This window comes from Enterococcus sp. OL5 (genome assembly GCF_006491895.1).
Taxonomy (GTDB): Bacteria; Bacillota; Bacilli; order Lactobacillales; family Enterococcaceae; genus Enterococcus_D; species Enterococcus_D innesii.
The window spans coordinates 54,853-80,776 of sequence record NZ_VHIL01000015.1; the positions used below are offsets into that span (position 1 = coordinate 54,853).

General features: G+C 43.3%; 18 protein-coding genes, 2 pseudogenes, 1 riboswitch and 1 other annotated feature (1 of these 22 cut by a window edge). Of the genes and pseudogenes, 3 read left to right on the forward strand and 17 right to left on the reverse strand.

The genetic code is table 11. The features are described from left to right. Window positions 1–83: a binding site (T-box leader), on the reverse strand; it reaches 171 nt to the left of the window's first position. 110 nt (window positions 84–193) lie between these two features. The 17 genes and pseudogenes from lpdA to purC all read right to left on the reverse strand — a co-directional run bounded on the left by lpdA (window position 194) and on the right by purC (window position 22,502). Then, window positions 194–1,600, reverse strand: coding sequence for a dihydrolipoyl dehydrogenase (gene lpdA / locus FJU10_RS15505; RefSeq protein ID WP_005230052.1), 1,407 nt, complete (start codon window positions 1,598–1,600; stop codon window positions 194–196). A 7-nt stretch (window positions 1,601–1,607) separates the two neighbouring features. Further along, the gene (locus FJU10_RS15510; RefSeq protein WP_005236379.1) at window positions 1,608–3,254 is read right to left on the reverse strand and encodes a dihydrolipoyllysine-residue acetyltransferase; all 1,647 of its coding nucleotides are present in this window, start codon (window positions 3,252–3,254) and stop codon (window positions 1,608–1,610) included. A gap of 25 nt (window positions 3,255–3,279) precedes the next feature. Beyond that, a complete protein-coding gene (locus FJU10_RS15515) occupies window positions 3,280–4,257 on the reverse strand; it encodes an alpha-ketoacid dehydrogenase subunit beta (protein ID WP_005230047.1) in 978 nt (325 codons plus the stop codon). A gap of 2 nt (window positions 4,258–4,259) precedes the next feature. Next, window positions 4,260–5,369, reverse strand: coding sequence for a pyruvate dehydrogenase (acetyl-transferring) E1 component subunit alpha (pdhA, locus tag FJU10_RS15520; RefSeq protein ID WP_005231936.1), 1,110 nt, complete (start codon window positions 5,367–5,369; stop codon window positions 4,260–4,262). 434 nt (window positions 5,370–5,803) lie between these two features. After that, on the reverse strand, window positions 5,804–8,395 hold the full coding sequence (mgtA, locus tag FJU10_RS15530; RefSeq protein WP_077453788.1) for a magnesium-translocating P-type ATPase: 2,592 nt from the start codon (window positions 8,393–8,395) through the stop codon (window positions 5,804–5,806). 187 nt (window positions 8,396–8,582) lie between these two features. Next, window positions 8,583–8,754, reverse strand: a riboswitch (M-box (ykoK) riboswitch). Between the two features lie 389 nt (window positions 8,755–9,143). Beyond that, window positions 9,144–10,244, reverse strand: a complete 1,101-nt coding sequence (wecB, locus tag FJU10_RS15535; RefSeq protein ID WP_140966327.1) for a non-hydrolyzing UDP-N-acetylglucosamine 2-epimerase — start codon at window positions 10,242–10,244, stop codon at window positions 9,144–9,146. A gap of 121 nt (window positions 10,245–10,365) precedes the next feature. After that, a complete protein-coding gene (gene guaC, locus FJU10_RS15540; protein WP_005230038.1) occupies window positions 10,366–11,343 on the reverse strand; it encodes a GMP reductase in 978 nt (325 codons plus the stop codon). Between the two features lie 210 nt (window positions 11,344–11,553). Continuing rightward, on the reverse strand, window positions 11,554–12,468 hold the full coding sequence (locus tag FJU10_RS15545; protein WP_081118545.1) for an aldo/keto reductase: 915 nt from the start codon (window positions 12,466–12,468) through the stop codon (window positions 11,554–11,556). 169 nt (window positions 12,469–12,637) lie between these two features. Continuing rightward, a complete protein-coding gene (gene purD, locus FJU10_RS15550; RefSeq protein WP_140966328.1) occupies window positions 12,638–13,924 on the reverse strand; it encodes a phosphoribosylamine--glycine ligase in 1,287 nt (428 codons plus the stop codon). 16 nt (window positions 13,925–13,940) lie between these two features. Then, entirely contained in the window at window positions 13,941–15,476 is a 1,536-nt protein-coding gene (gene purH / locus FJU10_RS15555) for a bifunctional phosphoribosylaminoimidazolecarboxamide formyltransferase/IMP cyclohydrolase (RefSeq protein WP_140966329.1), read from the reverse strand. Beyond that, window positions 15,469–16,053: a phosphoribosylglycinamide formyltransferase gene (gene purN / locus FJU10_RS15560; RefSeq protein WP_140966330.1), complete on the reverse strand. Its 585-nt coding sequence runs from the start codon at window positions 16,051–16,053 to the stop codon at window positions 15,469–15,471. The genes purH and purN overlap by 8 nt, the downstream gene beginning before the upstream one ends. Continuing rightward, window positions 16,050–17,096, reverse strand: a complete 1,047-nt coding sequence (gene purM / locus FJU10_RS15565) for a phosphoribosylformylglycinamidine cyclo-ligase (protein ID WP_140966331.1) — start codon at window positions 17,094–17,096, stop codon at window positions 16,050–16,052. The genes purN and purM overlap by 4 nt, the downstream gene beginning before the upstream one ends. A gap of 114 nt (window positions 17,097–17,210) precedes the next feature. Next, a complete protein-coding gene (gene purF / locus FJU10_RS15570) occupies window positions 17,211–18,635 on the reverse strand; it encodes an amidophosphoribosyltransferase (RefSeq protein ID WP_140966332.1) in 1,425 nt (474 codons plus the stop codon). Next, the gene (gene purL / locus FJU10_RS15575) at window positions 18,620–20,848 is read right to left on the reverse strand and encodes a phosphoribosylformylglycinamidine synthase subunit PurL (protein ID WP_189372351.1); all 2,229 of its coding nucleotides are present in this window, start codon (window positions 20,846–20,848) and stop codon (window positions 18,620–18,622) included. Before purL ends, purF begins: the two co-directional genes overlap by 16 nt. Beyond that, window positions 20,841–21,518, reverse strand: a complete 678-nt coding sequence (gene purQ / locus FJU10_RS15580; RefSeq protein WP_010749588.1) for a phosphoribosylformylglycinamidine synthase subunit PurQ — start codon at window positions 21,516–21,518, stop codon at window positions 20,841–20,843. The genes purL and purQ overlap by 8 nt, the downstream gene beginning before the upstream one ends. Beyond that, complete coding sequence (gene purS / locus FJU10_RS15585; protein ID WP_096742577.1) at window positions 21,515–21,787, reverse strand: phosphoribosylformylglycinamidine synthase subunit PurS; 273 nt, start codon at window positions 21,785–21,787, stop codon at window positions 21,515–21,517. The genes purQ and purS overlap by 4 nt, the downstream gene beginning before the upstream one ends. Further along, window positions 21,778–22,502, reverse strand: a pseudogene (purC, locus tag FJU10_RS15590) (phosphoribosylaminoimidazolesuccinocarboxamide synthase). The gene purS and the pseudogene purC overlap by 10 nt, the downstream one beginning before the upstream one ends. Window positions 22,503–22,716: 214 nt before the next feature. Between purC and FJU10_RS15595 the strand changes: the two are divergent. The 3 genes and pseudogenes from FJU10_RS15595 (at window position 22,717) to FJU10_RS15605 (ending at window position 25,907) form a co-directional block, all read left to right on the forward strand. Further along, window positions 22,717–23,151 carry a hypothetical protein gene (locus tag FJU10_RS15595; protein WP_081118538.1) on the forward strand — a complete coding sequence of 145 codons (435 nt, stop codon included), beginning with the start codon at window positions 22,717–22,719 and terminating at the stop codon, window positions 23,149–23,151. Window positions 23,152–23,252: 101 nt separating this feature from the next. Continuing rightward, window positions 23,253–23,857, forward strand: a pseudogene (locus FJU10_RS15600) (DUF1054 domain-containing protein). 1 nt (window position 23,858) lies between these two features. Next, window positions 23,859–25,907: a penicillin-binding transpeptidase domain-containing protein gene (locus FJU10_RS15605; protein WP_140966333.1), complete on the forward strand. Its 2,049-nt coding sequence runs from the start codon at window positions 23,859–23,861 to the stop codon at window positions 25,905–25,907. Window positions 25,908–25,924: the final 17 nt, after the last annotated feature.

The following is a 25,924-nucleotide window of genomic DNA, read 5'->3' on the forward strand; positions in this document are numbered from 1 at the left end:
TTGATCCTACAAGTTCTTCTTGCACCTTACGAAGACTCTCTAGGCTTGCCAAATCAATTTACTTTCCTCATCAACGGTTGAAATATTAAGAGCATCGTATCATTTCCAGAAGATTCTGTCAATAGCATAGGATCGCTTTATTTCTGGTGATAAAAAAACTCGTTCACCAAATGATGAACGAGTTTCACAAAGCTTAAATGTGGATTGGTAATCCTAGAGCTAACTCAGCAGCATCCATTGTGATCTCACCTAGAGATGGATGTGGATGGATCGTTAACGCGATATCTTCTGCGTTCATGCCAGATTCAATAGCAAGAGCAAGTTCTGAAACCATATCGCTTGCTCCTAGACCAGCAATTTGCGCACCGATGATCACATTGTCTTCAACCGTTGTTACTAAGCGGATGAATCCTTCAGTTTTTCCTAGAGATAACGCACGACCGTTACCTGAGAATGGGAATTTGAATGCTTTTGCTTCAATTCCAGCATCTTTGGCATCTTTGATCGTCATACCGACAGAAGCCAATTCTGGGTCAGTAAAGGCAACTGCAGGCATCGCTTTGTAATCAACGGCAACTTTTTTACCAGAGATTGCTTCAGCAGCGATTTTTGCTTCGTAGCTAGCTTTATGTGCTAATGCAGCACCAGGTACGATATCACCAATTGCGTAGATGTTTGATACGTTGGTACGGCCTTGTTTGTCAACCGTGATCAATCCGCGTTCGCCTACTTCAACACCTGCTTGTTCTAAGCCCATGTCATCAGTATTTGGACGACGACCAACAGTAACCATTACGTAATCAGCAGTAACTGATTCTTCTTTACCATCTACGGCATATTTCACAGTTACGCTATCGCCATTGTCAATTGCTTCTTTCGCCATTGCGTTGGTAACGACTGTTACACCTTTTTTCGCAAAGTCTTCTTCAACCAATTTGACCATGTCTTTTTCATAGGTTGGCAAGATTTGAGGAGAGCCTTCAAGGATCGTTACTTCTGCCCCTAGGTTTGCATAAGCTGCACCTAGTTCAGAACCGATGACACCGCCACCGATAACAACGAATTTTTTAGGAACTTCTTTTAATGCCAATCCGCCAGTTGAATCAAGAACACGCCCGCCGAATTTGAAACCAGGGATTTCAATTGGACGAGAACCTGTTGCGATGATTGCATTGTTGAAAGAGTATGTTTGTGCTGAATCTGGGTGGATGACACGCAATGTGTGATCATCAACGAAGAAAGCTTCTCCTTCAATCGTTTCTACTTTGTGTTTTTTCAATAGGAAACCAACACCTGAAGTTAATGTTTTAACGACTTTGTTGTCTTTCCATTCTTGAGTTTTAGTAAAATCAAGGGAAACATTTTCACTTGTTACACCAAACATTGTTGAATCCAAAGATTCTTGGTAATGATGACCTGCAGCGATCAAGGCTTTTGAAGGGATACAACCAACGTTCAAACAAACGCCGCCGATGTATTCTCTTTCAATGATTGCTACTTTTTGTCCCATTTCAGCAGCGCGGATGGCAGCTACATAGCCGCCAGGTCCCGCACCGATTACAACTGTATCTAATTCAACAGCAAAATCTCCAACTACCATTTGTTAATCATCCTTCCATCATTAATAGCTCTGGATCAGCTAATAGACGTTTGATATTATTCATTGCTTGTTGCGCTGTTGCGCCATCAACGATACGGTGGTCGAAGCTTAATGAAAGTTTCATCACACGTCCGACAACGATTTCGCCTTCAGCGTTTACGATTGGTTGTTGCGCGATCGTACCTACACCCAAAATAGCTACTTCAGGGTAGTTGATTACTGGAGTGAACCAGCCGCCACCAACTGAACCGATGTTACTGATTGTGATGGTACCATTACGCATATCATCTGCAGCCAATTTGCCGTCATGAGCAAGTTTTGCTTTTTCGTTGATTTCATCAGCGATAGCAAACATGCCTTTACGATCTGCATCTTTTACGTTTGGTACATACAACCCATGGTCAGTATCTGTTGCGATACCGATGTTGTAATAGTTTTTGTATACGATCTCTTGTTTTGCATCATCGATTGACGCATTCAAGATAGGGAATTTTTTCACTGTTGCAGTCAATGCTTTCACAACATATGGTAAGAATGTAAGTTTTGTGCCGTTTGCAGCAGCAACTTCTTTGAATTTCTTACGGTTATCCCATAGGTTTGTTACTTCAACTTCATCATGCAAGGTTACATGAGGTGCTGTTTGTTTGCTGTTTACCATCGCTTTAGCGATTGCTTTACGGGTAGGTGTTAAGGCCACACGTTCTTCTAAATCACCTAAGTTTGATTTGAAGGCTTTTGCTGGAGCTGCTGGTTTGCTTTCAGTTGCTGCAGCTTTTGTTTCTTCTTTCGCAGGAGCTTGAGTTTCAGCTTTTGCAGCTTGTCCGCCACCTGATAGGAAGTTTTCGATGTCTTCTTTTGTTACACGGCCGCCTTTACCTGTTGCTGATACTTGAGAAATATCAACATCTTTTTCGCGAGCAAATTGACGGACAGAAGGCATAGCCAATACACGTTTGTTAGGATCTGCTGCTTCAACAACACTTGCTGAACCAGAAGTTTCCACTTTTTCTTTTGGTGCTTCTGCAGGTGCGCTTGATGAAGCAGGCGCACTGTTGTGACCAGGTGCGTCGATTTCAACTAAAACATCTCCAACATTTGCGACTGTTCCTTCAGCAACAACGATGTTTTTCACTGTTCCTGTTACTGGAGATGGGATTTCTTCCACTGATTTGTCGTTTTGAACTTCAAGCAACGTATCATCTTCATTGATGGTATCTCCTGCTTTAACGAACCATTTTACGATTTCGCCTTCTGCAATTCCTTCACCGATATCTGGTAATTTGAATTGGAAAACGCCTGCGCCTTCAGAAGAACCAGCTGATGCTTCAGCCGTTTCCGTTGTAGGTTCTGCCGCTGGTTTTGCTGGTGTTTGAGACTCTGCTGCTACACCTGCATCGCCTTCGTTGTCTTCATGTCCTGGTGCATCGATCTCAACAAGGACATCTCCAACGTTTGCGACTGTACCTTCAGGGACAACGATGTTTTTCACTGTTCCTGTTACTGGAGATGGAATTTCTTCCACTGATTTATCATTTTGAACTTCTAGTAAGGTATCATCTTCATTGATGGTATCCCCTGCTTTGACGAACCATTTTACGATTTCGCCTTCTGCAATTCCTTCACCGATATCCGGTAATTTAAATTGAAATGCCATTTTCTATTCTTCCCTTCTTCAACTATTAAAAGTTCACGATTTCTTTCACTTTGTCTTCGATGTCTTTTGCATTTGGCAACCAAATGTTTTCAGCTTGACCGAATGGGAAGATCGTATCTGGTGCAGACACGCGTCCGATTGGAGCTTCTAGTGATAGAACCGCACGTTCAGAAATTTCAGAAACGACTTGAGCGCCAACACCTGCTTGTTTTTGTGCTTCTTGAACGACAACTACACGACCAGTTTTTTCAACTGATTTGATGATCGTTTCAACATCAAGAGGAGCAACTGTACGCAAGTCGATGATTTCAGCGTTGATGTTTTCTTTTGCTAAGTTGTCAGCAGCTTTGATTGCTTCACGAACCATCGCACCATAAGTGATGATTGAAACATCAGAACCTTCACGAGTGACTGCTGCTTTGTCTAAAGGAACTTCGTATGCTTCTTCTGGCACTTCTTCACGGAATGAACGGTAAAGTTTCATGTGCTCTAAGAAAACAACTGGGTCATTGCTGCGGATAGAAGCAATCAATAATCCTTTTGCATCATATGGGTTTGATGGAATAACGACACGGATACCAGGTGATTGAGCGATCAATCCTTCCAAGTTATCTGAGTGTAATTCTGGTGTGTGCACACCGCCACCAAATGGTGAGCGAATAGTGATTGGTAAATTACGTGTACCACCCATACGGTAACGAGTACGCGCCATTTGACCAACGATTTCGTCAAAGGTTTCAAATACGAAACCAAAGAATTGGATTTCTGGAACTGGACGGAAACCTTCTAATGCTAAACCGAAAGCCAAGCCGCCGATACCAGATTCAGCAAGAGGGGTATCGAAGACACGATCTTCACCGAATTTTTCTTGTAAACCTTCTGTTGCACGGAAAACCCCGCCGTTTTTACCGACATCTTCACCAAAGACTAAAATCTCTTTGTCATTTTCCATTTCAACAGCTAAGGCATCTGTAATTGCTTGAATCATTGTTTTTTGTGCCATGACTATTTCGACTCCTTCGCTTCGTAAGTTGCAATTTGTTCTTTAATGTTTTGTGGTTGAACTTCAAACATGTTTTTCAAGAAATCTGAAACTTTTTGTTTTGGCACGCGGTCAGCTTCAGCGATCGCTGCTTTGATTTCTTCTTTTGTTTGTTCAATGACTTGTTCTTCTTTTTCTTCAGACCAAAGTCCTTTTTCAGTTAAGTAAGTACGGAAACGTACCAATGGATCTTTTTGTTGCCATTCGCTGTCCATGTCTTTTGAACGGTAACGGGTTGGATCATCACCAGACAATGTATGTGGACCGTAACGGTAAGTCAAGGTTTCAATCAATACAGGACCGTTGCCGTTTGCTGCCCATTCACGAGCTGCTTTAGAAACATAGTACACTGCCAATGGATCCATACCGTCAACTTGGATACCAGGGATCCCAGCTGCTGCAGCTTTTTGTGCCAAGGTTGGTGCCGCACTTTGTACTTCACGAGGTGTAGAGATCGCAAAACCATTGTTTTGGATGTAGAATACAGCGTTTGCATGGTAAGCCCCTGCAAAGTTGATTGCTTCATAGAAGTCCCCTTGTGAAGAACCGCCATCACCTGTATAAGTAAATACTACATTTTTCTTGTTACGTTTTTTCAATCCTAAAGCAACACCGGCTGCTTGGACGTATTGTGCACCAATGATGATTTGTGGTGGCAATGCTTTTAAATCTTCTGGGTAAAGGTTCCCAGCAACGTGACCACGTGACCATAAGAAAGCTTCTTTCAATGGCAGGCCGTGTTGGATCAATTGTGGTACATCACGGTAACCAGGTAATAAAACGTCTTCTTTTTCAAAAGCAAATTGACTTGCTAATTGGCTTGCTTCTTGTCCAGCAGTTGGCGCGAAGAAACCTAGACGACCTTGACGGTTTAACGCAGTTGAGCGTTGGTCTAATACACGAGACCATACCATACGAGTCATCAATTCAACTAATTCGTCGTCACTTAAATCTGGTACTAACTCTTGATTTACAATTTTCCCGTCTTTGTCCAAAGCTTGGTAAGTTGGAAAATCCGCATTGACTTGCTCCAAAATCGCTTGGAAATCAAGTGCTTTTTGTTTTTTTGCCATCTTGACACACTTTCCTCTCTGATATAAAAATTCACTTTCGTATGTAACAGGGTTTAAATCTGTACTATCGAAATTTCATTTACTCTTATAAATTATCATTTAACTTCGAAAATGACAAGTGAAAAGGGTATTTTTTTTAATAAAAGAATTCCCACTGTAGCAACTCTTAAGAAAACATTAGTGAAATTAATCACATTAAAGCAATCGCTTTCTTCGATTTTTTCTTTTCAGATTCTTTTTTTTATTTAAGAATAGTACAGCAATCATCATTATACAAAACAGATTAAGCATAATCCTTTTATTATCACTTGTGAAAGATTCGACTTGGATCTAAGAGAAATTTCTTAATATGAGAAAAAAATAATACAGAGAACGGATAAAAAGAAACAGATCGGCCGTTCTCCCCTTGTTAGGAAGAACGCCGACCTGTTTTTTTAAATCCATTCTCTCGTGACATGAATGTAAATGCGTTTCGCAAACTCAACTGTTACTAAATAAGCTAGATTGATACCGACATACCATGGCCAGTAACTTGATGGCAGTGCTGCAAAATCAAAGACGGTATGCAATGGCGTCAAGATGACCAAGAAGCCAACTGCAATCGCTAGAACACTTGAAATCAAAACTGCAGGTGATGCCATACTTTTGATAAATGGTAATTTTCTCGTTCTGATCATGTGAACGACTAAGGTTTGTGTCGTTAAGCCAATCATAAACCATCCTGCTTGGAACAAGGCTTGCTCTTGGATGGTATTTGCACTAAAGACATGCCACATCATAAAGAAGGTCAAAATATCGAAGATGCTGCTAACAGGTCCAATGCCGACGGTAAACTTCAATAGTCCACCCACTTGCCATTTAACTGGTTTTTCTAACTCTTCTTTATCTACGTTGTCCCATGGAATCGTCAATTGAGCCATATCGTACACCAAGTTTTGAACCAACAGTTGAATGGACAACATTGGTAAGAAAGGTAAAAAGGCACTAGCAACTAAAATCGAGAACACATTCCCGAAATTCGAACTCAAAGTCATTTTGATGTACTTCATCATATTGGTAAATACTTTGCGGCCTTCGATGACCCCTTTATCAAGGACATTCAAACTTTTTTCTAATAAAATGATCGAGCTGGCATCTTTGGTGATATCTGCTGCGGTATCAACCGAGATACCTACATCTGCCGTGCGTAAAGCAGGCGCATCGTTAATGCCATCTCCCATAAAGCCGACCGTATGGCCTGCCGCTTGAATGGTTTCAATGATTCGGGATTTTTGCATTGGATTTAATTTTGCAAACAGATTGGTTTTTGCAGCTTTCTCTGCTAACTCTTCATCTGACAGATGATCTATATCGGTTCCTAATAAGTATTCATCAGCATCGATCCCAACATCTCGACAAACTTTTTGCGCAACGATCGCATTATCTCCCGTCAACACTTTGACATTGATGCCATGACCGTGTAAAGAAGCAATCGCTGTTTTTGCTGTTTCTTTTGCTGGATCTAAGAAGCCCATAAAGCCAATCATGATCATGTCTTGTTCATCTTCTACAGAATAAACGGCATCTGCGTGAGCATCACGTTTTACAGCAACAGTCAACACGCGCATTCCTTGTTTGTTCAAGCGCAAATTCACTTGACGCAATTGTTCTCTCAATTGAGGAGTCAATTCCATCACTTTGCCATCAACTTCTACATACTTGCAGACTTGTTCCATTTCCTCGGCTGCCCCTTTAGTGACCATCAGTTGATGACCATCTGCATTGACCACAACCGTCAAGCGGCGACGTGAGAAGTCAAACGGAATCTCATCGATTTTTGTCACATCGTTAAATGGCGCTGACAAGCCTTCTTCTTCATAGTAGTTTAAGACAGCAATATCCATCAGGTTTTTCCACCCTGTTTGATAGTAAGAATTTAAATACGTCATATCAAGGACTTGTTTATCTTCTACGCCAAATGGGTTTAAATGCTGTACCAGTACAACACGATCTTCGGTGATCGTACCCGTTTTATCGGTACATAAAACATCCATTGCGCCTAAGTTTTGTATAGAAGGCAACTCTTTGACGATCACTTTTTCTTTTGATAAAGAGATCGCCCCTTTGGCTAAGTTACTGGTGACGATCATTGGTAGCATTTCTGGCGTCAAACCAACTGCTACTGCAATCGCGAAGAACAACGCTTCGCCCCAATCGCCCTTGGTCAAACCATTGATCAGTAAAACGATTGGGAAAAGAACCATGACCATTCGCAACAATAGTTTGCTGACTTTCGTTAAGCCATCTTCAAAAGTTGTTTTGCCGCGTTTCGTGGTCGCATTTTTAGCTATATCGCCAAAGAATGTACTTTGACCGGTTTTCAATATAATGGCTTTTCCTTGACCACTTAAGACATCGGTACCCATGAAAACAAGATCTTGCATATCTAGTGCAGAAATTTGTTCATCACTTTCTTTGATCCCAGCATCCACAAATTTTTCAACTGGCATTGACTCGCCAGTTAATGATGATTGATTGATAAATAAATCTTTGGTCCAAATCAAGATGGCATCAGCAGGGATCATATCGCCGGTTGCTAAGGTGACGATGTCTCCTGGAACGACTTCATCCATTGGAATTTCTCTCGTGATACCATCTCGAGTGACGGAACAAGTATTTTCAATAAGTTCTTTTAACGCTAAGCTTGCTTTTTGGGAACGGTATTCTTGGACGAAAGTAATCATGACACTTGCCAAAATCATGATTCCCATCACGATCACTGCTTCAATATCGCCTGTTACAAAAGAAATAACCATTAATAATGCCAAAACTAACACAAAAGGATCTTTGAAAGCACCTAGGATCATCAACCAAGCAGGTGTTGGTTTTTGCGCATCCACTTTGTTTGGACCATACTCTGCCAAACGTTCTGCAGCATCTTCTTCCGATAACCCTTGGAAAGATGTCCGCATTTCCATCAGCAATTCTCTTTCGGTCAATTTTGCCAGTAATTTTAATTCTTGATCTTTCGATAGTTTTTTTAACATCTTTTTTTCCTCCTAGCACTTAGGAGTTGCTTACGCCACCCCTAGCGATTCGATAATTACTCCGCTGTTTCATCTGGGGACTGGGGTATTCCATGTGAATCTTCCTTTCTTTTTATTAGGTAAGTCACTGTGGAACGCGCGTAAAAGACACAAAAAAACGCACGCTCCCAATAAGCATGCGTAAAAAACTCATGATCATTGTAGAGCTTTAGCACTATAGGGCGTAGATAGCAAATCTGCTATCAGCTACTTTGGGTTTAACCTTCACGATTAGACCTGTCCTACCAACTAAGTATCTCTCGATACTTTTGCGGCAGCAGCTTGTGTCCATATAGGAGCCTCACCTAACAATTATTTGTATAAAATGTCAGTTCGTCGGAAGTCTTCCTTCCAACTACCCACATAATAACTGCTATCCTAGCCAATGTCAACCGTAACAATGGAAAAAAGCACCCTTTTTTCTTAGATTTTCGTTCGTTTTTAAATGAAAGGTCTTACAATAAAATAACAACGTTAAAGAACTGCTGTGATTTTATACGTGATAAAACTTTTTTCATGAATAGATAGAAAGTTTCTCCTAACAAAAGCCATAGCACAACAAGCCGTTCGTCTATCCCCTTGAACGAAAAAATGAAAAAGATAATACAGTACATTCCTTAAACTTGCACAAAAAAATAGACAGCCATTTATCAAATAGCTGTCTAATCATCTATTGTTTTTCATACTGAGAGATTGTTCTTTCTAACTCTCACGAAAAATGTTCAACTAAAATCTGCAGGATTCGCTGGCTTGCTTTCCCATCGCCATAGGGATTTTCTGCATGTGCCATGGCGTTGTAAGCTTCTGGATCCTCTAGTAGTCGCTTCGTTTCTTGATAAACTGCAGCTTCAGACGTACCGATCAGTTTTAACGTACCTGCAGCAATTCCTTCCGGACGCTCTGTTGTATCTCTCAGGACCAAAACAGGAACGCCTAACGACGGTGCTTCTTCTTGGACACCGCCAGAATCCGTTAAAATCAAGGTACTTTGATTGGCAACATTGTGAAAATCAATGACGTCTAAAGGCTCAATCAGCGTGACATTTTCTAGTTCCCCAAGTATCTCCATAGCAATCCCTCGGACTTGAGGATTCTTGTGCATAGGAAAAACCACTTTGATGGTTGGTTTCTCCTTAGCGATCTTCGCTAAAGCGCGGAAGACTTGCTGCATCGGAACACCTAAGTTCTCGCGACGGTGCATTGTCAGAAGAATCATGGTTTGATCTGCTGCAGAAAGTTCTGGATGCTGATAGTCCTCCGAGATCGTATAACGCATCGCATCAATGGCGGTATTCCCCGTTACAAAAATTGCATCTTTATTGCGATTTTCCGCTAATAAATTTTCTTTACTTTGGGCAGTTGGCGCAAAATAAAAATCGGCTAATACATCGATCAGCTGACGATTGGCTTCCTCCGGATAAGGAGATTTTTTGTTCCATGTACGCAAACCGGCTTCCACATGCCCCACAGGAATCTGCTGATAGAAGGCTGCCGTCGCGGCTGCATAAGCTGTGGTCGTATCCCCGTGAACCAGTACGATATCAGGGGTTTCTTTTTGCAAGATTGGTTCCAGATCCAGCAAAACTTTGGTGGTGATTCCTGTCAAGGTTTGCCCTAAAGTCATAATATCCAGATCATAATCTGGTATGATTTCAAAAACCGTTAAAACTTGATCCAACATTTCTCGATGCTGCGCCGTCACCACAACGATCGATTCAAAACGCGGGTCGTTTTCCAATTCCTTTACTAGTGGCGCCATTTTGATGGCTTCCGGTCTGGTACCGAACACAGACATCACTTTGATTGTCATTTGGTCACCCGCTCCTCTACTTCTCATTGCTTCTATTATAACGAAGAAAACAGAAAAACAAAATGGTTCTTCCAACAAAAAAAGAAACGACCGCTAAAAGGCCGTTTCTTCAGTATCCAGCTTAAATAGTATCTCCATTGAAAATCGAATTCTTCACGATAACGTAATCCACTTTACGAATCGATTCTAAATCTTTTCCACCTGCATAAGAGATCGATGACTGCAAGTCTTGCTGCATTTCAACTAACGTGTCTTTCAAAGAACCTTTGTATTGAATCCAAATTTTCTTTCCTTCCACGTTTTTCTTTTCGCCTTTTTGAAATTCCGATGCAGAACCAAAGTATTCTTTCATCACAACGCCATTTTCTACCTTGGTTTCCCCTGGTGATTCTTCATGACCTGCAAACAATGAACCGATCATGACCATGGTTGCACCAAAGCGGACAGATTTAGCGATATCGCCGTGTGTTCGAATGCCTCCATCTGCAATGATTGGTTTGCGAGCAGCTTTGGCACACCAGCGTAGTGCTGCCAATTGCCATCCGCCAGTTCCGAAACCAGTTTTGATTTTTGTGATACAAACTTTCCCAGGTCCAATGCCGACTTTCGTTGCATCTGCGCCAGCGTTTTCCAATTCACGAACTGCTTCTGGCGTTCCAACATTTCCAGCGATCACAAACGTTGCTGGTAAATGCTTCTTGATGTGTTGAATCATATTGATCACGGCGTTTGAGTGGCCATGAGCAATATCGATCGTAATAAAATCAGGAACAAGCTCTTTGTCAGCTAGTTCTTCCACAAAGGCATATTCATTTTCTTTGACACCCACACTGATAGAAGCAATCAAGCCGCGGCTTTTCATTTTTTTGATAAATGGAATCCGTGCTTCTTCATCAAAGCGGTGCATAATATAAAAATAGCCATTTTCAGCTAAAAATTCTGCGATTGAATCATCAATAATTGTTTGCATATTTGCAGGAACAACAGGCATTTTAAACGAGTGCCCGCCTAATGTCACCGTGGTATCACATTCTGAACGGCTGTTCACGATACACTTGTTAGGAATCAGTTGTATATCTTCGTAATCAAAAACTTTCATGTCAAACATAAAAATATCCTCCAAATCTTACTAAGAGTGAAGCAAGCATCAAATGGCATCCGCCTATTTTTAACGCCCACAACAATTTAAACCACCTAGAAGTGAAATACAAGCTTTTTAGAAATACTTTTTGAAAAAAAAGGATGAATGTTCGTCTTTTACGAACATTCATCCTTATAAGTACTGAAAAAAACGGGATTTACTAATAAATTACGGCAAGATGTTCCCTGCTGCTTTATACACTTCATACCATTCATGGCGGGTCAATACGATTGAAGAAGCTTGCGCGATTTCTTCGATTCGATGCGGGGTCATTGTTCCGGCAATCACTTGCATATTTGCTGGATGACGTAAGATCCACGCAGAGGCAATACCTGTCGGTGTCGTTTGATACTTGTCCGCTAGTTCGGTCAATTTTTCGTTTAACTCTGGGAATTTCTCGTTACCGATAAAGACCCCTTCGAAGAAACCATACTGATACGGAGACCAAGCTTGGATCGTCATCTCATGCAAGCGAGAATATTCAAGAATTTCTCCATCATGATCGACACTACCAGCATCCGTCATGTTGACATGAATTCCTTGATCGATCATTCCCGTATGCATGATCCCGAATTGCAGCTGATTCGCTACTAAAGGTTGGGAAACATATTTTTTCAATAGCTCGATTTGACCAGGTTTTTGATTGCTGACACCGAAGTATTTCACTTTGCCGTCTTTTTCTAATTGATCAAAGGCAGCTGCCACTTCTTCGGGCTCAAACAAAGTATCAGGGCGATGCAATAGTAGCGCATCCAAATGATCGGTTTTCAAACGCTGTAAACTACCTTCCACAGAAGAGATAATATGCTCTTTCGAAAAATCAAACATTTCACCTGGAACGATGCCACATTTTGATTGAATGAACAAATCTTCTCTTTTGGCATCCGTTTTTGCTAACGCTTCCGCAAAAATCGTTTCACACTCCCCGCGACCATAAATATCCGCATGGTCAAAGAAGGTAATGTCATTTTCAATCGCTGTCGTCAAGACCTTCACAGGATCTTTGGCATTGTTGATTCGCATCAAGCCTAAAATCACACTAGATACTTCTAAATCAGTAGGACCGAATTTAATATTTTTCACGTAAAGTTCCTCCTTATTTAAACTACACTCCTATTTTAGCACACCAAGATGAAAACGATATACCAACGTCAAAAAAACCTCCCATAAAACGAAAACCACCAGCACAACCGATCGGTTCTACTGGCAGTCCTCCTATCATTACAGTTTGCGTTACACACAGAAAGGTTCTTTACTTCATCGCCTTTGATGAGTTGCTATATTGCAAGGCTTTATCGCCGATATCGTTTCGATAATACAAGCCAGATAACGACAACTTGCTGATTGCTTCATAGACGTTCTTTTGTGCAGTAGCTAAATCCTCAGCTGAAGCTTCCACAAGAAAAACGCGCCCACCAGCTGCCGTCAAACCACCTTGGTTGGCAGCTTCATCCACTCCTGCATAAAAGAATTGTATTCCTTCTCCTTGAGGGCTTGGGACAGGCATTCCTTGCTGATACTTGCCTGGATATCCTTGCGATGCAATCACGACACCGATCGAAGCCGATTGATTCCATTGGATTGCGGGCACTCGATCCTGCAATAGATCATTAATGATTTGGGCCAGACTGCTTTCTAAACGACTTAACACGACTTGTGTTTCTGGATCGCCGAAACGCGCATTGAATTCGATGACTTTCGGTCCATCATTGGTAGCAATCAGACCTGCATAGAGAATCCCCGTAAACGGTGTCTTATTACGAATCATCCCTTTTGCTGCAGGAAGTAAAACTTCTGCTACTGCTTGATCGACCATTTCTTGCGGAATCTGCGGTACCGGTGTGTATGCCCCCATGCCTCCTGTATTCGGCCCTAAATCGCCATCAAAGGCACGTTTATGGTCTTGAGCAATGACCATTGGATAGACGGCTTCGTCCTTAACAAACGCCAAGAGCGAAAACTCTTCGCCAGCCAAAAACTCTTCGATCACCACTTTTGCACCACTTTCACCGAAAGCATTTTGCTCTAGCATCGCTTCGACAGCCGCATTCGCCTCATCAACGGTTTCAGCGACGACTACGCCTTTGCCCGCAGCTAAGCCATCCGCTTTGATAACGATTGGTGCACCTTTAAGCTGGATATATGCTTTTGCTTGCGCGCTATCTGTAAAACTTTGGTAGTCTGCTGTCGGAATCTGATTGTCCCGCATCAATTCTTTGGCAAACTCTTTTGATCCTTCGATCATCGCTGCTTGTCGATTGGGGCCAAAAATTGCCAAGCCCGCCGCCTGAAAATCATCTACGATGCCATTTAGTAACGGAACTTCCGGACCAACGAAGGTCCAATCAACCTCCTGCTCTTGAGCAAAAGCAATTAGGCTTTCATGATCGGACTCTTCAATTGCGACTGTCTTGATCCCGTCTTTTCGCATACCGGGATTGCCCTTCGCACAAAAGACTGTTTCCACTTGAGGATCCTGCAGAAACTTTTTTGCGACGGCATGTTCTCTACCGCCACTACCAATAACAAGTATTTTCATTGTCTTCTCCTATTTCTTAGTGTTTAAAATGACGAACACCAGTAAAGACCATCGCCACACCGTATTTATCTGCCATGTCGATCGACTCTTGATCTTTGATACTGCCACCAGGTTGAATAATCGCTTTGATTCCTTGTTGCGCTGCATATTCAACACTGTCATCCATTGGGAAAAAGGCGTCGCTTGCCAGCACTGAACCAGCCAATTTATTGTTTTCACGGGCTTGTTCCACAGCGATTTTCACTGAACCCACGCGGTTCATTTGACCAGCGCCGATCCCAACGGTTTGCTGTTGATTGGCTAAAACGATGGCATTAGATTTCACATGTTTCACCGCTTTCCAAGCAAAAGCCAAAGCTGCGATTTCTTCTGGTGTCGGCTTTCTTTTTGTCACCACGGTCCAATCTGCTGGTGTTTCTATTTGATCATCTGGTTCTTGCACCAATAAGCCCCCAAGGACAGAGACAACTTCTGGCTGTTTGGCTGCTTTTTCGAAATCAACAACCAGCAGGCGCAGATTTTTTTTCTTCGTTAAGATTTCTAGTGCTTCTTCTTCAAATGCAGGTGCAATGATGATCTCAAGAAAAATCCGCTGCAGTTGCTCCGCAGTTGCCACATCAACTGGACGATTCAAGACGATGATCCCGCCAAAAATCGACACTGGGTCTGCTTCGTAAGCTTCTTGGAAAGCTTCAGCAATCGTTTCTCCACTTCCGATCCCACATGGATTCATGTGCTTGAGGGCTACCGCAGTTGGCTCTGTAAATTCTTCTGCGATCCGCAAGGCAGCATCAGCATCTTTAATGTTGTTGTAAGACAATTCTTTGCCGTGGATTTGTTTTGCGCTGGCAATCGAATATGGCACGGGTAGTGCGTCTTGATAGAAGGAAGCTTTCTGATGGCTATTTTCACCATAACGCAATGTTTGTTTCAAAACATAGGTTTTCGTCAAGGTCTCCGTTTCTGTTTCAGCCACTGCTTTGGTCAAGTATTCACCAATCAAGGCATCGTAGGCTGCGGTATGGCGGAAGACTTTGGCAGCTAATTTCTTTCTTGATGCCAACGTCGTATTGCCTTCCTTCAGCTCAGCTAAAACCCAGTCGTAATCCTTGGGATCAACGACAACAGTTACTGAGGCATGGTTTTTCGCCGCAGAACGCAGCATGCTTGGTCCGCCGATGTCGATATTTTCGATTGCGTCGGCTTCTGTGACGTCAGGCTTACTGATCGTTTCTTTAAATGGATAAAGATTGACGACAACGAGGTCGATTGGTAAAATACCGTGCTCAGCCATTGCCTCCATATGAGAAGGCAGATCACGTCGCCCTAACAGACCCCCATGCACCCGCGGATGTAGCGTCTTGACCCTACCGTCCATCATTTCAGGAAATTCTGTGATCGCTTCGATGCCGATCGGTTGAAGCCCTGCTTTCTCTAAGACGGTTTTGGTCCCGCCAGTTGAAATGATCTCAAATCCTAAATTGGTCAATTCTTGGACAAATGGTACCAGTCCTTCTTTGTCAGACACACTGATTAATGCACGTTTATTCACGATTTGATAGCCCCTTTTCCACAATTTCAGCTAAAACAGCTGGATAGATTTGGTGTTCCACTTGATGAATTTTCTCTGTCACACTTGTTAATGTATCGTCGGTGTCGATCCGAACGATTTCTTGGGCAATGATTGGCCCTGTGTCAATGCCAGCATCGACATAATGAACCGTCACCCCCGTCACTTTCACGCCATAAGCGAAGGCATCGGCAATCCCAGACTTACCTGGGAAGCTTGGCAACAAGGAGGGATGGATATTGATGACTCGTCCTTCATAAGCGGATAATAAGGTGTTGCCGATGATCCGCATGTACCCTGCTAAAACAATAAAATCGATGGCATGATCCTGCAATTCTTCGATCAATTTACTTTCAAAGACTGCTTTTGACGCAAATGCCGCTGGCTCCAAGACAAGCGTTTCATAGTCTCTCGTGCGGGCTTTTTCTATTACTGGCGCTGCAGGTTTATCGGAAAAGACCAACCCGATCTGCGCTCCTTTGATTTTATTTGCTTGGATCGCATCGGCGATCGCGGTAAAATTGCTGCCCGTTCCAGAAGCAAAGACGGCGATCCTCATCGGACTGCCTCTTTGAAGCAGACAGCTTCGTTGTCACGTTTCGTCACTTTCCCGATCCGATACGCTGATTCTTCATTGGCGGATAGAAGCGCCATTACTGCCGCAACATTTTCTGGCGCAACGGCTAAGACCATACCGATCCCCATATTGAAAATCTCGAACATTTCTTGGTGAGGAATCGCACCATGAGCAGCGATCAGATCAAATATCGGCAACTGCGGCCAAGTGCCTAAGGCGATTTCTGCCGCCAGACCTTCAGGCAGCATCCGTGGGATATTTTCAACAAAGCCGCCACCAGTGATATGAGAAATTCCAGCGAGCAATCCTTCTGTCAATAAAGGCTTCAATGCATCAACGTAAATTCTCGTTGGCGTCAATAAACTTTCTGCAAGTTTTTGGTTGCCAAGTTCCGCAAACGTTTCTGCTCCTTTATAGCAATGCTGTTCAAAAAAGATTTTTCTGACTAAAGAGTACCCATTGGAATGAATGCCTGAAGAAGGCAAACCAATCAGCTCATCGCCTTCTTTAATGGTTTCTCCAGTGATCAAGCGACTTTTTTCGACGATCCCTACGGCAAAGCCAGCAAGATCATATTCTTCTGGTTGGTACATTCCCGGCATTTCAGCGGTTTCCCCACCAATCAGAGCAGCCCCCGCTTGCACACAGCCCTCTGCGACACCAGCAATGATTTGTTCGATCTTTGCCGGATCGTTTTTACCAACTGCAACATAGTCAAGGAAGTAGATAGGTTCTGCCCCTTGAGCGACGATATCATTCACGCACATCGCGACGCAATCAATGCCGATCGTTGCGTGCTGTTCTTGTTGGATCGCCAACAAAAGCTTGGTTCCTACACCATCAGTCCCAGAAACAAGTACCGGTTCTTTTAATTGGTACGATGATAAGTCAAAACAGCCACCAAAGCCCCCGATTGCCCCCATCACGCCTAGTCGTTCTGTTCGTTTCACATGCTTTTTGATCCGTTCGACTACTTCATAACCGGCTTCGACATCGACACCGGCTTTTGCATATGCATTTGCCACGTTCGTTCCTCCTCAATCATTCATCCGCTTTTCTTCATCAGCTCACTCGTCGTTAACGTAAGCAAACCATCAGTCCTTCAATGCTTCGCTTGAAAAACCATTCTTGCCTACTTTTTATTCAGCTAAAGACGCGAGATAGTTTTCTTCATAATCATACAAAGGGGTTGGATAATCGCCATTGAAATAGGCCATACACAAGCCTGAGTAAGGTGCGTCAAAATCTAAACCGATCGCTTCGATCAACCCGTCTTCACTTAAAAAGGCCAAAGAATCTGCTTCGATTTTTTCACAAATCTCAGCTTCCGTATATTTGGCTGCGATCAATTCTTTTCTCGTTTGAATGTCGATCCCGTAAAAACATGGATAGCGCAAAGGCGGCGAACCGATACGCACATGAACTTCTTTGGCACCTGCCTCTTTTAGCAGCTGGACGATACGGCGGCTGGTGGTTCCTCGGACGATCGAATCGTCGACTAGAATCACTCGTTTGCCTTCGACTACGCCACGAACAGCTGAGAGCTTCATCCGCACGCCTTGTTCCCTTAACTCCTGCGTCGGTTGAATAAACGTTCGTGCAATGTATTGATTTTTTACTAAGCCCAATTCATAAGGAATACCTGAAGCTTCGGCATAGCCGCTGGCAGCAGATAAGGATGAATTCGGTACACCAATGACCATATCCGCTTCGATCGGCGCCTCTTGTGCTAAGCGACGGCCCATATTTTTACGGGCACGATGGACATTGACGCCAGCGATGTTGGAATCAGGACGGGCAAAATAAATAAACTCCATCGAGCAAATCGCCGGCTGTACTTCTTGGGTATACTGCTCGATTTGAATGCCTGCATCATCAATGATCACGACTTCGCCCGGTCGGACATCACGAATAAATTCCGCACCGATGACTTCCAACGCACAGGTTTCTGAAGCTACCACATAGGCACCATTGACCATTTTCCCGATTGACAATGGTCGAAAGCCATTGGGGTCTAGTGCTGCGATCATGGCATTTTCGGTCAGTAAAAGGTACGCAAATCCGCCTTTAACTTGATTTAATGCCTCCTTGACCCGATCCATAAAAAGCGGTTCTTCACTGCGGCGGATCAAGTGCATGAGAATCTCTGTATCGGAATTCGAGTGGAAAATCGCACCAGCCTTTTCTAAGGATTTCCGTAGACTTTTCGCATTCGTCAAGTTGCCGTTATGAGCTAAGCCAATCTGCTGATCAAAAAATTTGAATAAAAATGGTTGAATATTATCAACGCTACCATTACCAGCAGTTGCGTAGCGAACGTGACCAATGGCAGCATCTCCTGTCAGACGCTGGAGGACACGTTCATCCGAAAACACTTCCGCTAGCAACCCTAAACCACGGTGGCCATTGAGTTTCCCAGCATCATTCGTGACGATCCCTGCACCTTCTTGACCGCGATGCTGCAAACTGTGTAGTCCGAAGTAGGTGACACGAGCGGCATCTGGATGACCCCAAACACCAAAGACCCCACATTCCTCGTTGAGGCTCTTTACTTCATTAAACATGGAATGGCTTCCTCCCATTTCAATTTCGCCTCAGCAAGGGGCATCTCGATCGCATCATCTTGTGCCTCCATGCGAATCTGGCCATCAGCAGTCACTTCGCCGATCGCTGCTGCCGCAGCGCCTACCAGCGCTTCAAAAGCCGCTTGCTTATCAGGTGCGACTGAAAGCACAAAACGGGATTGGGTTTCTGAAAACAATTGTGCTGCTGGCAATGATACGGTCACATTTAGACCAAAGCCCTTGTCAAAGGCGGATTCGGCTAAAGCGATCGCTAAACCACCTTCGGCACAGTCATGGGCACTTTGAACAAGACCTGCTTGGATCGCTGCGGTAACCAAATGTTGGTTCGTTTTTTCTGTTTCAAGATCAAAGGACATTAAACGCCCAGCGATTTTTCCTGTCTGCAGTTTTTGCAATTCAGACCCATTGAAATCAGCATGGGTTTCCCCTAGGACATAGATTACATCCCCTGCTGCTTGGAAATGCTGCGTCGTGATATGCGCCAGCTCTTCAATCAATCCGACCATCCCAATAACAGGCGTTGGATAGACCGATTGTCCGTCTGTTTCGTTGTATAACGAGACGTTCCCAGAAATGACTGGCGTCTCTAACACACGACAAGCTTCTGAGATCCCGTCAGCAGCCGTAGATAACTCCCAGAATCCTTCTGGTTTATCTGGCGAGCCGAAGTTAAGGCAGTCAGTGATCGCCAATGGACGCCCACCGGAAGCGACGATATTTCGAGCTGCTTCTGCAACTGCGATCTGTCCGCCGACTTCTGGATCTAAGTAGAGGTAACGAGCATTACAGTCAGTCGTCATCGCCAAGGCTTTATTGGTTCCCTTGATTCGTAAAACAGCGGCATCACTGCCGGGGCCTACCACGGTATTGGTACGAACTTGCGAATCGTAGGTTTCAAAAATCGAGCGTTTCGAAGCGATCGTCGGCTGCTGCAGCAAATCCGCAAATACAGACGTTGCTGAATGAATCACTGGAACAAAGTCCGGTGTTTCCTTAAACACTTTGATCCGTGCTGGTTCTGCCATCTCTTTGTAGTAAGTCGGTGCATCTTCAGCTAAAGCATCCACTGGTAAATTAGCGACTTCCTGTCCATGATGGAACAAACGATAGTTGCCATCATCCGTCACTTCACCAATCACGACTGCTTCTAGATCGTATTTCTTAAAGAGGGCTTCCACTTCAGCTTCATGCCCTTTTTTGACACAGATCAGCATCCGCTCTTGGGATTCTGACAACATCATTTCATAAGGCGTCATATTGGTTTCTCGCTGTGGGACATCATCTAACGTTAAGCGCAAACCTGATCCGGCTTTTGATGCCATCTCGGCACTCGAAGAAACCAATCCAGCAGCGCCCATATCTTGAATCCCGACTAAAATGTCCGAATGATCCACGATCAATTCCAAACAAGCTTCCAACAAGAGTTTTTCCATAAAAGGATCACCGACTTGTACGGCGGAACGTTGTTGTTCTTCTCCTTCGACAAATTCTTCCGATGCAAAAGTCGCCCCATGTATCCCGTCGCGTCCTGTTTTTGCGCCGACGTACATGATGGTGTTCCCAACACCTTTGGCTTGCCCTTTTTGAATATCCTTGTGGGCAATGATCCCTACACACATGGCATTGACTAATGGATTGCCTTCATAACAAGGATCAAATGCCACTTCACCACCGACGGTCGGAATCCCGATACAGTTGCCATAGCCACTGATCCCAGCAACGACTTCTTCCAAAAGATATTTCGTTCTTGGATTATCTAACTCACCAAATCGTAAGGAGTCTAAAACAGCGATTGGTCTTGCTCCCATACTGAAGATGTCGCGGATGATCCCACCAACACCAGTTGCTGCTCCTTCATAAGGTTCCACCGCAGAAGGATGATTATGGCTTTCCGCTTTGAAAACGACGGCTAGATCATCGCCGATATCCACGATACCCGCACCTTCTCCTGGTCCTTGCAGCACTTGCGGCCCTTCTGTCGGGAATTTCCGCAAAACAGGTTTGGAATTTTTGTAAGAACAATGTTCACTCCACATCACTGAAAACAGTCCAGTTTCGGTATAGTTTGGTAAACGTCCCAAAATATCTTCTGAAATCATCCGATATTCTTCTTGGGTCAATCCCCATTGCTCGTATAATTTCGTGTCTTTGATTTCTTGTGGTGTAGGTTCTTTTACGATCATTTTATCCATTTACCGGCACCTTCCCAAAATTTTTCAATAATGAAGCAAAAAACTTCTTGCCATCTTCTGAGCCCAATAAACTTTCCATCGCTCGTTCTGGATGAGGCATCATGCCTAGAACATTGCCTGCTTTGTTGCAGATACCAGCGATATTGTGTAGACTGCCGTTGACGTTATCTTCATAACGGAAAACGATTTGATTGTTGGCAACCAATTCCTGATAAGTCGTTTCATCACAATAATAATTGCCCTCACCATGAGCGACAGGAAGCGTAATGACTTGATCCGTTTCATATTCAGAAGTAAAAGCTGTTTGATTATTCACTTGCAGACGGACCGGCTTGCAAATAAAATGCAATGATTCATTTCTTTGTAAAACTCCCGGTAACAAGCCCGCTTCCGTTAAAATTTGGAACCCATTGCAGGTACCAAAGACAGGTTTGCCTTCATTTGCTAAACGAATGACCTCTGACATGATCGTTGAAAAACGGGCGATCGCTCCGCATCTTAAGTAATCACCATAAGAAAATCCTCCTGGAAGCAAAACACCGTCAAAACCGGCTAAGCTGTCTGCATCATGGCGCACATATTCTGCTTCTGCCCCCATGATATCTTTGATTGCCCACATCAAATCAACATCACAATTTGATCCAGGAAAGACGATCACTGCAAATTTCATAGGGCTGCTTCCTCCATTTGAACCATTTCATAACGGTAGGTTTCCATATTGACGTTTGCTAAAAGTTTGTCACAGATCGCTTCAATCTCCTCTGCTACTGTTGCTTGTGTTTGATTGTTGGAAGGTGTCACTTTGATTTCAAAGTATTTCCCGATGCGAATATCACTGACATCTTGATATCCTAAGCGATGAACAGCTCCTTTGACGGCTTCTCCTTGAGGGTCCAAAACAGATTCCTTATAAGTGACGTAAACTTTGACTAAATACATGTTGAATTCTCCTTTTCTAAACGATTTAAAACTTCTTCATAAACAGGAACGATGTCCCCTAAATCACGACGATAGACATCTTTATCAAGATGTTCATTTGTACCCATATCCCATAAGCGCAAGTATCTGGTGAGATCTCATCAGCCAGGAGCAACTCGCCCTCCTTGGTTTTGCCGATCTCGATTTTAAAATCGATCAAGCGAATGTTGATACTTGCAAAGATTTCCAGTAACGCAGCGTTGACTTGTAGCGCCAGTTTTTTGATCTGGTCCAGTTCCTCTTTTGTGGCAAGACCCAGATAGAACACATGATCATCATTGATAAACGGATCATCTAAGCGATCCTCTTTGTAGTAAAACTCCACGATCGGCTTTGGCAGTTTGATTCCTTCTTCGATGCCCAAGCGCTTTGAAAAACTACCAGCGGCCGTGTTGCGAACAACGACTTCTAAAGGAATCATGGTGACAGCTCGAATTAATTGTTCGTGTTTAGACACTAATTGAAGAAAGTGACTTGGGACATTTTTATCCGCTAAGCGCTGAAAAAGATGCGCAGTGATCTGATTGTTTAAGGCACCCTTCCCTGCGACTGCATCTTTCTTTAAACCGTTCAGCGCAGTTGCTTGGTCCAGATAAAGGACTCTCAACACATCTTCTTCGTTGGTTTTAAACAATTTCTTGGCTTTTCCTTCATAAAGAAGCACTTCTGATTCCATAATCCACCTCAGTTAAGTATTATTTTTCACATAGCGATGACACACATCTTTATTTGCTTATTATTCTAACAACGCTGAAAAAGCGGGTCAACGATTATCTGTACATTTACATATTAATAAACACGAATGTTCGCCTTTTAACTAGTTGATTGAAAGCAGATTCCTCTTTAGACGCAGCGAAGAATTTATAAAGCGTTTACAATAATCTTTTTTCATGCTATATTTAGGTCGTATTGTAGCTACATTCAAGGAGGAGTACTATATGTGGTCGCTAAAGAATCGTGCTGAACTTTTTTTAGCTCATTTATCAGACAAAGAAAAACAACAGCTCCATAACGAATTATTGGCCGTGCAGCAAATCCTTTCCATCAACCAACAAACAAGTTTCTATGTATTCAGTCCCTTCAAAAAAGGGGCACGTCCTCACTATGCGGAAGAACAAAAAAGAGTCTTACAATTTCAAAATGGCCGCAATGACGAATTGATCATTCACCAGATTCATCGTCAAAGCTTATTTAAACATACGTATTCTTTCCGTATTTATTTTAACTTAGAAGAAATGGATTTTTCTTTCTTGGATGATCTTCTGCATCTTTTGAAGGAACAAAGCCTTGCCCCTACCTTTAACTTAAGTCCCGCTGCGAATTAGCTAGTGATCACTAAATAAAAAAAAGATAAAAAAAACAAAAGCCCGAAATTTTACGGGCTTTTTTTGTTATACTGTTTTCAGACAAAAGAAAGGACACGATTATGCTATTTACAAAACAGTCATTTGATGTTTTGCTTTAGAAACATTAGAAGAAAGAATGGAAAAAATCCGTTCAGAGATCCAGCCAATTTTCCAAACCATCGGCGAGGCAGCGATCCCATTATTTGAAGAAAGCTGTCACGAACCTTTTTATTTGCATATTGCTCAGCATCGGCGTAGAACCGTCTACCCTCCTGCCGAAACGTGGGCGGGGATCGGCCCTAACAAGCGTGGTTATAAAATGGATGCCCACTTTCAAATTGGGATCAATCAAGCGTATGTCTTTGTTTGGCTCAGTGTGATCGATCAACCGAAAAATCAAGCAACGATCGCGGAATCTTGGCTGGCTCAAAAAGAGTTATTTGATCAATTGCCAGCAGACTTTACGCTATCTCCTGATCATACCAAATACGATCACTTCCCTATCGCTATGTGGCCAACCTACTTAGAACGATTACAGAAAGTCAAAAAAAGTGAGCTTCAGATTGGTAAGATCTTTCCAAAAGAAATGATCGAAGACGTTGATATGGCGGATATTTTAGCAGTTTATCAAACGCTGTTGCCGCTTTATCACGCCCGTTTGTCGGCACTAAAGGAGGAACAATAATATGTCAGAAAACCGGCGCTCTCGCAACGAAAAACCAGCGAAAAAACCTAAGCGTTTCGTCTGGCTGGCACTCCCTGCCGCCTTATTAGTACTTGGTGGCGGTTATTATGGCTATACAGTCTATCAAAATCGACAAGAAGAAGCAGCAGCAAAAAAAGTCCTCAATTCCTTTATCGATGCTATATCTGATCAGAAGTACAGCGATTTATCTGCTTTACTGACCGAAGAAAGTTTGGAATCAAACGGCTTTACCGCAGACGAAGTCTCAGCAAAATACGAAGCGATTTTCACTGGTATCGGTGCCGAATCATTTAAAGCTTCAGGAATTGAGGTAACGCCCGATGATAAGGATTCCGATCAATTCAATTTCCAATACAACGGTTCCTTAACCACCTCGTTAGGTGAATTAACAGAGCTGTCTTATAGTGGCACGATTACTCTGACTGATGACCAAGCCAAGATCGATTGGTCGCCTCAATTGATTTTTCCGGGAATGGAAGGCCAAGACAAAATCAGTATCTCGGTAGATAATGCCACACGCGGAGAAATCCTCGACCGAAATAATGAACCGCTAGCAGAAAATGGCACGCTCTATCAACTAGGCGTCATTCCGGGGCAGCTGGGTACGGGAGACGAAAAAACCGCCAATATCAAAGCAATCGCGGAGCGTTTTGACCTAACAGAAGATGCGATCGATCAAGCATTGGCGCAACCGTGGGTCCAAGATGAGTTGTTCGTTCCCTTAAAGATTATCGAACCAACCGATGAAATGCCAACTGGAACAAGTTTAAAAGAAACGACGGGACGGACTTATCCTCTTGGAGAAGCCGCTGCCCAGTTGATTGGTTATCTAGGGAACGTGACTGCAGAAGATATCGAAAAGGATGAAACGCTAGCAAGCAACGGTCAAATTGGTCGTAGTGGTCTGGAAGCTGCCTTTGACAAAGAGTTGCGGGGCGAAAATGGCGGAAAAATCGCCATCACAGATGAAGACGGTGCTGAAAAATCGGTTCTTTTAGAAAAAGAACGGGCAGATGGTAAAGATATCCAACTGACCATTGACGCACAAGCCCAAAAGACAGCTTTTGACGCCTTACAAAATCAGGCGGGGTCCACGGTCGTCACAGAACCAAAAACCGGTGATCTGCTGGTATTAGCCAGCTCACCGAGTTATGATCCCAATAAAATGACCCAAGGGATCTCCCAAGAAGACTACGATGCGTATGAACAAAACGAAGACTTGCCTTTCATCAGCCGCTTTGCTACGGCCTATGCGCCAGGTTCGACCTTTAAGACCATCACGGCAGCGATTGGCTTAGAAAACGGTACGATCGACCCTACCCAAAGTATTGCGATCGATGGATTGAAGTGGCAAAAAGACAGCTCATGGGGGGACTATTTTGTCACCAGAGTCAGCGACGTAGCTTCTGTCAATCTAAAAGATGCACTGGTTTACTCTGATAACATCTATATGGCACAACAAACCTTAGCTATGGGTGAAGATGCTTTTCGTAACGGTTTGTCGAAATTGATTTTTGGTGAAACGTTGGATTTACCGATTGCGATGAATCCTGCTCAAATTTCCAATGAAGACTCCTTCAACTCAGAGATTTTACTGGCAGATACCGGCTATGGACAAGGAGAACTGTTACTGAATCCCATTCAGCAAGCTGCTGCTTATTCGGTCTTTGCCAATCAAGGAAAACTGGTTTATCCTCGTTTATTGAAAGAGACAGAACAAAAGGACAAAGAAGTCTTTAAAGCAGAGACGATTGAGCAAATCAATCAAGATTTGACGGCGGTTGTCTCAGATGCCAACGGAACGGCACACTCTTTGGCAGCGCTGAACATTCCACTAGCTGCCAAAACAGGAACTGCTGAAATCAAAGAAAAGCAAGATGAAAAAGGCCAAGAAAACAGCTTCTTATTCGCCTTCGATTCGCAAGATCAAGGATTTCTGATGGTTTCCATGTTAGAAGATCGCCAGGATAACCAATCAGCAACTGGTTTAGCCCCTGATCTATTGACCTATTTAGCTGAACATTATTAAAAAAAAGCCGCAACCTT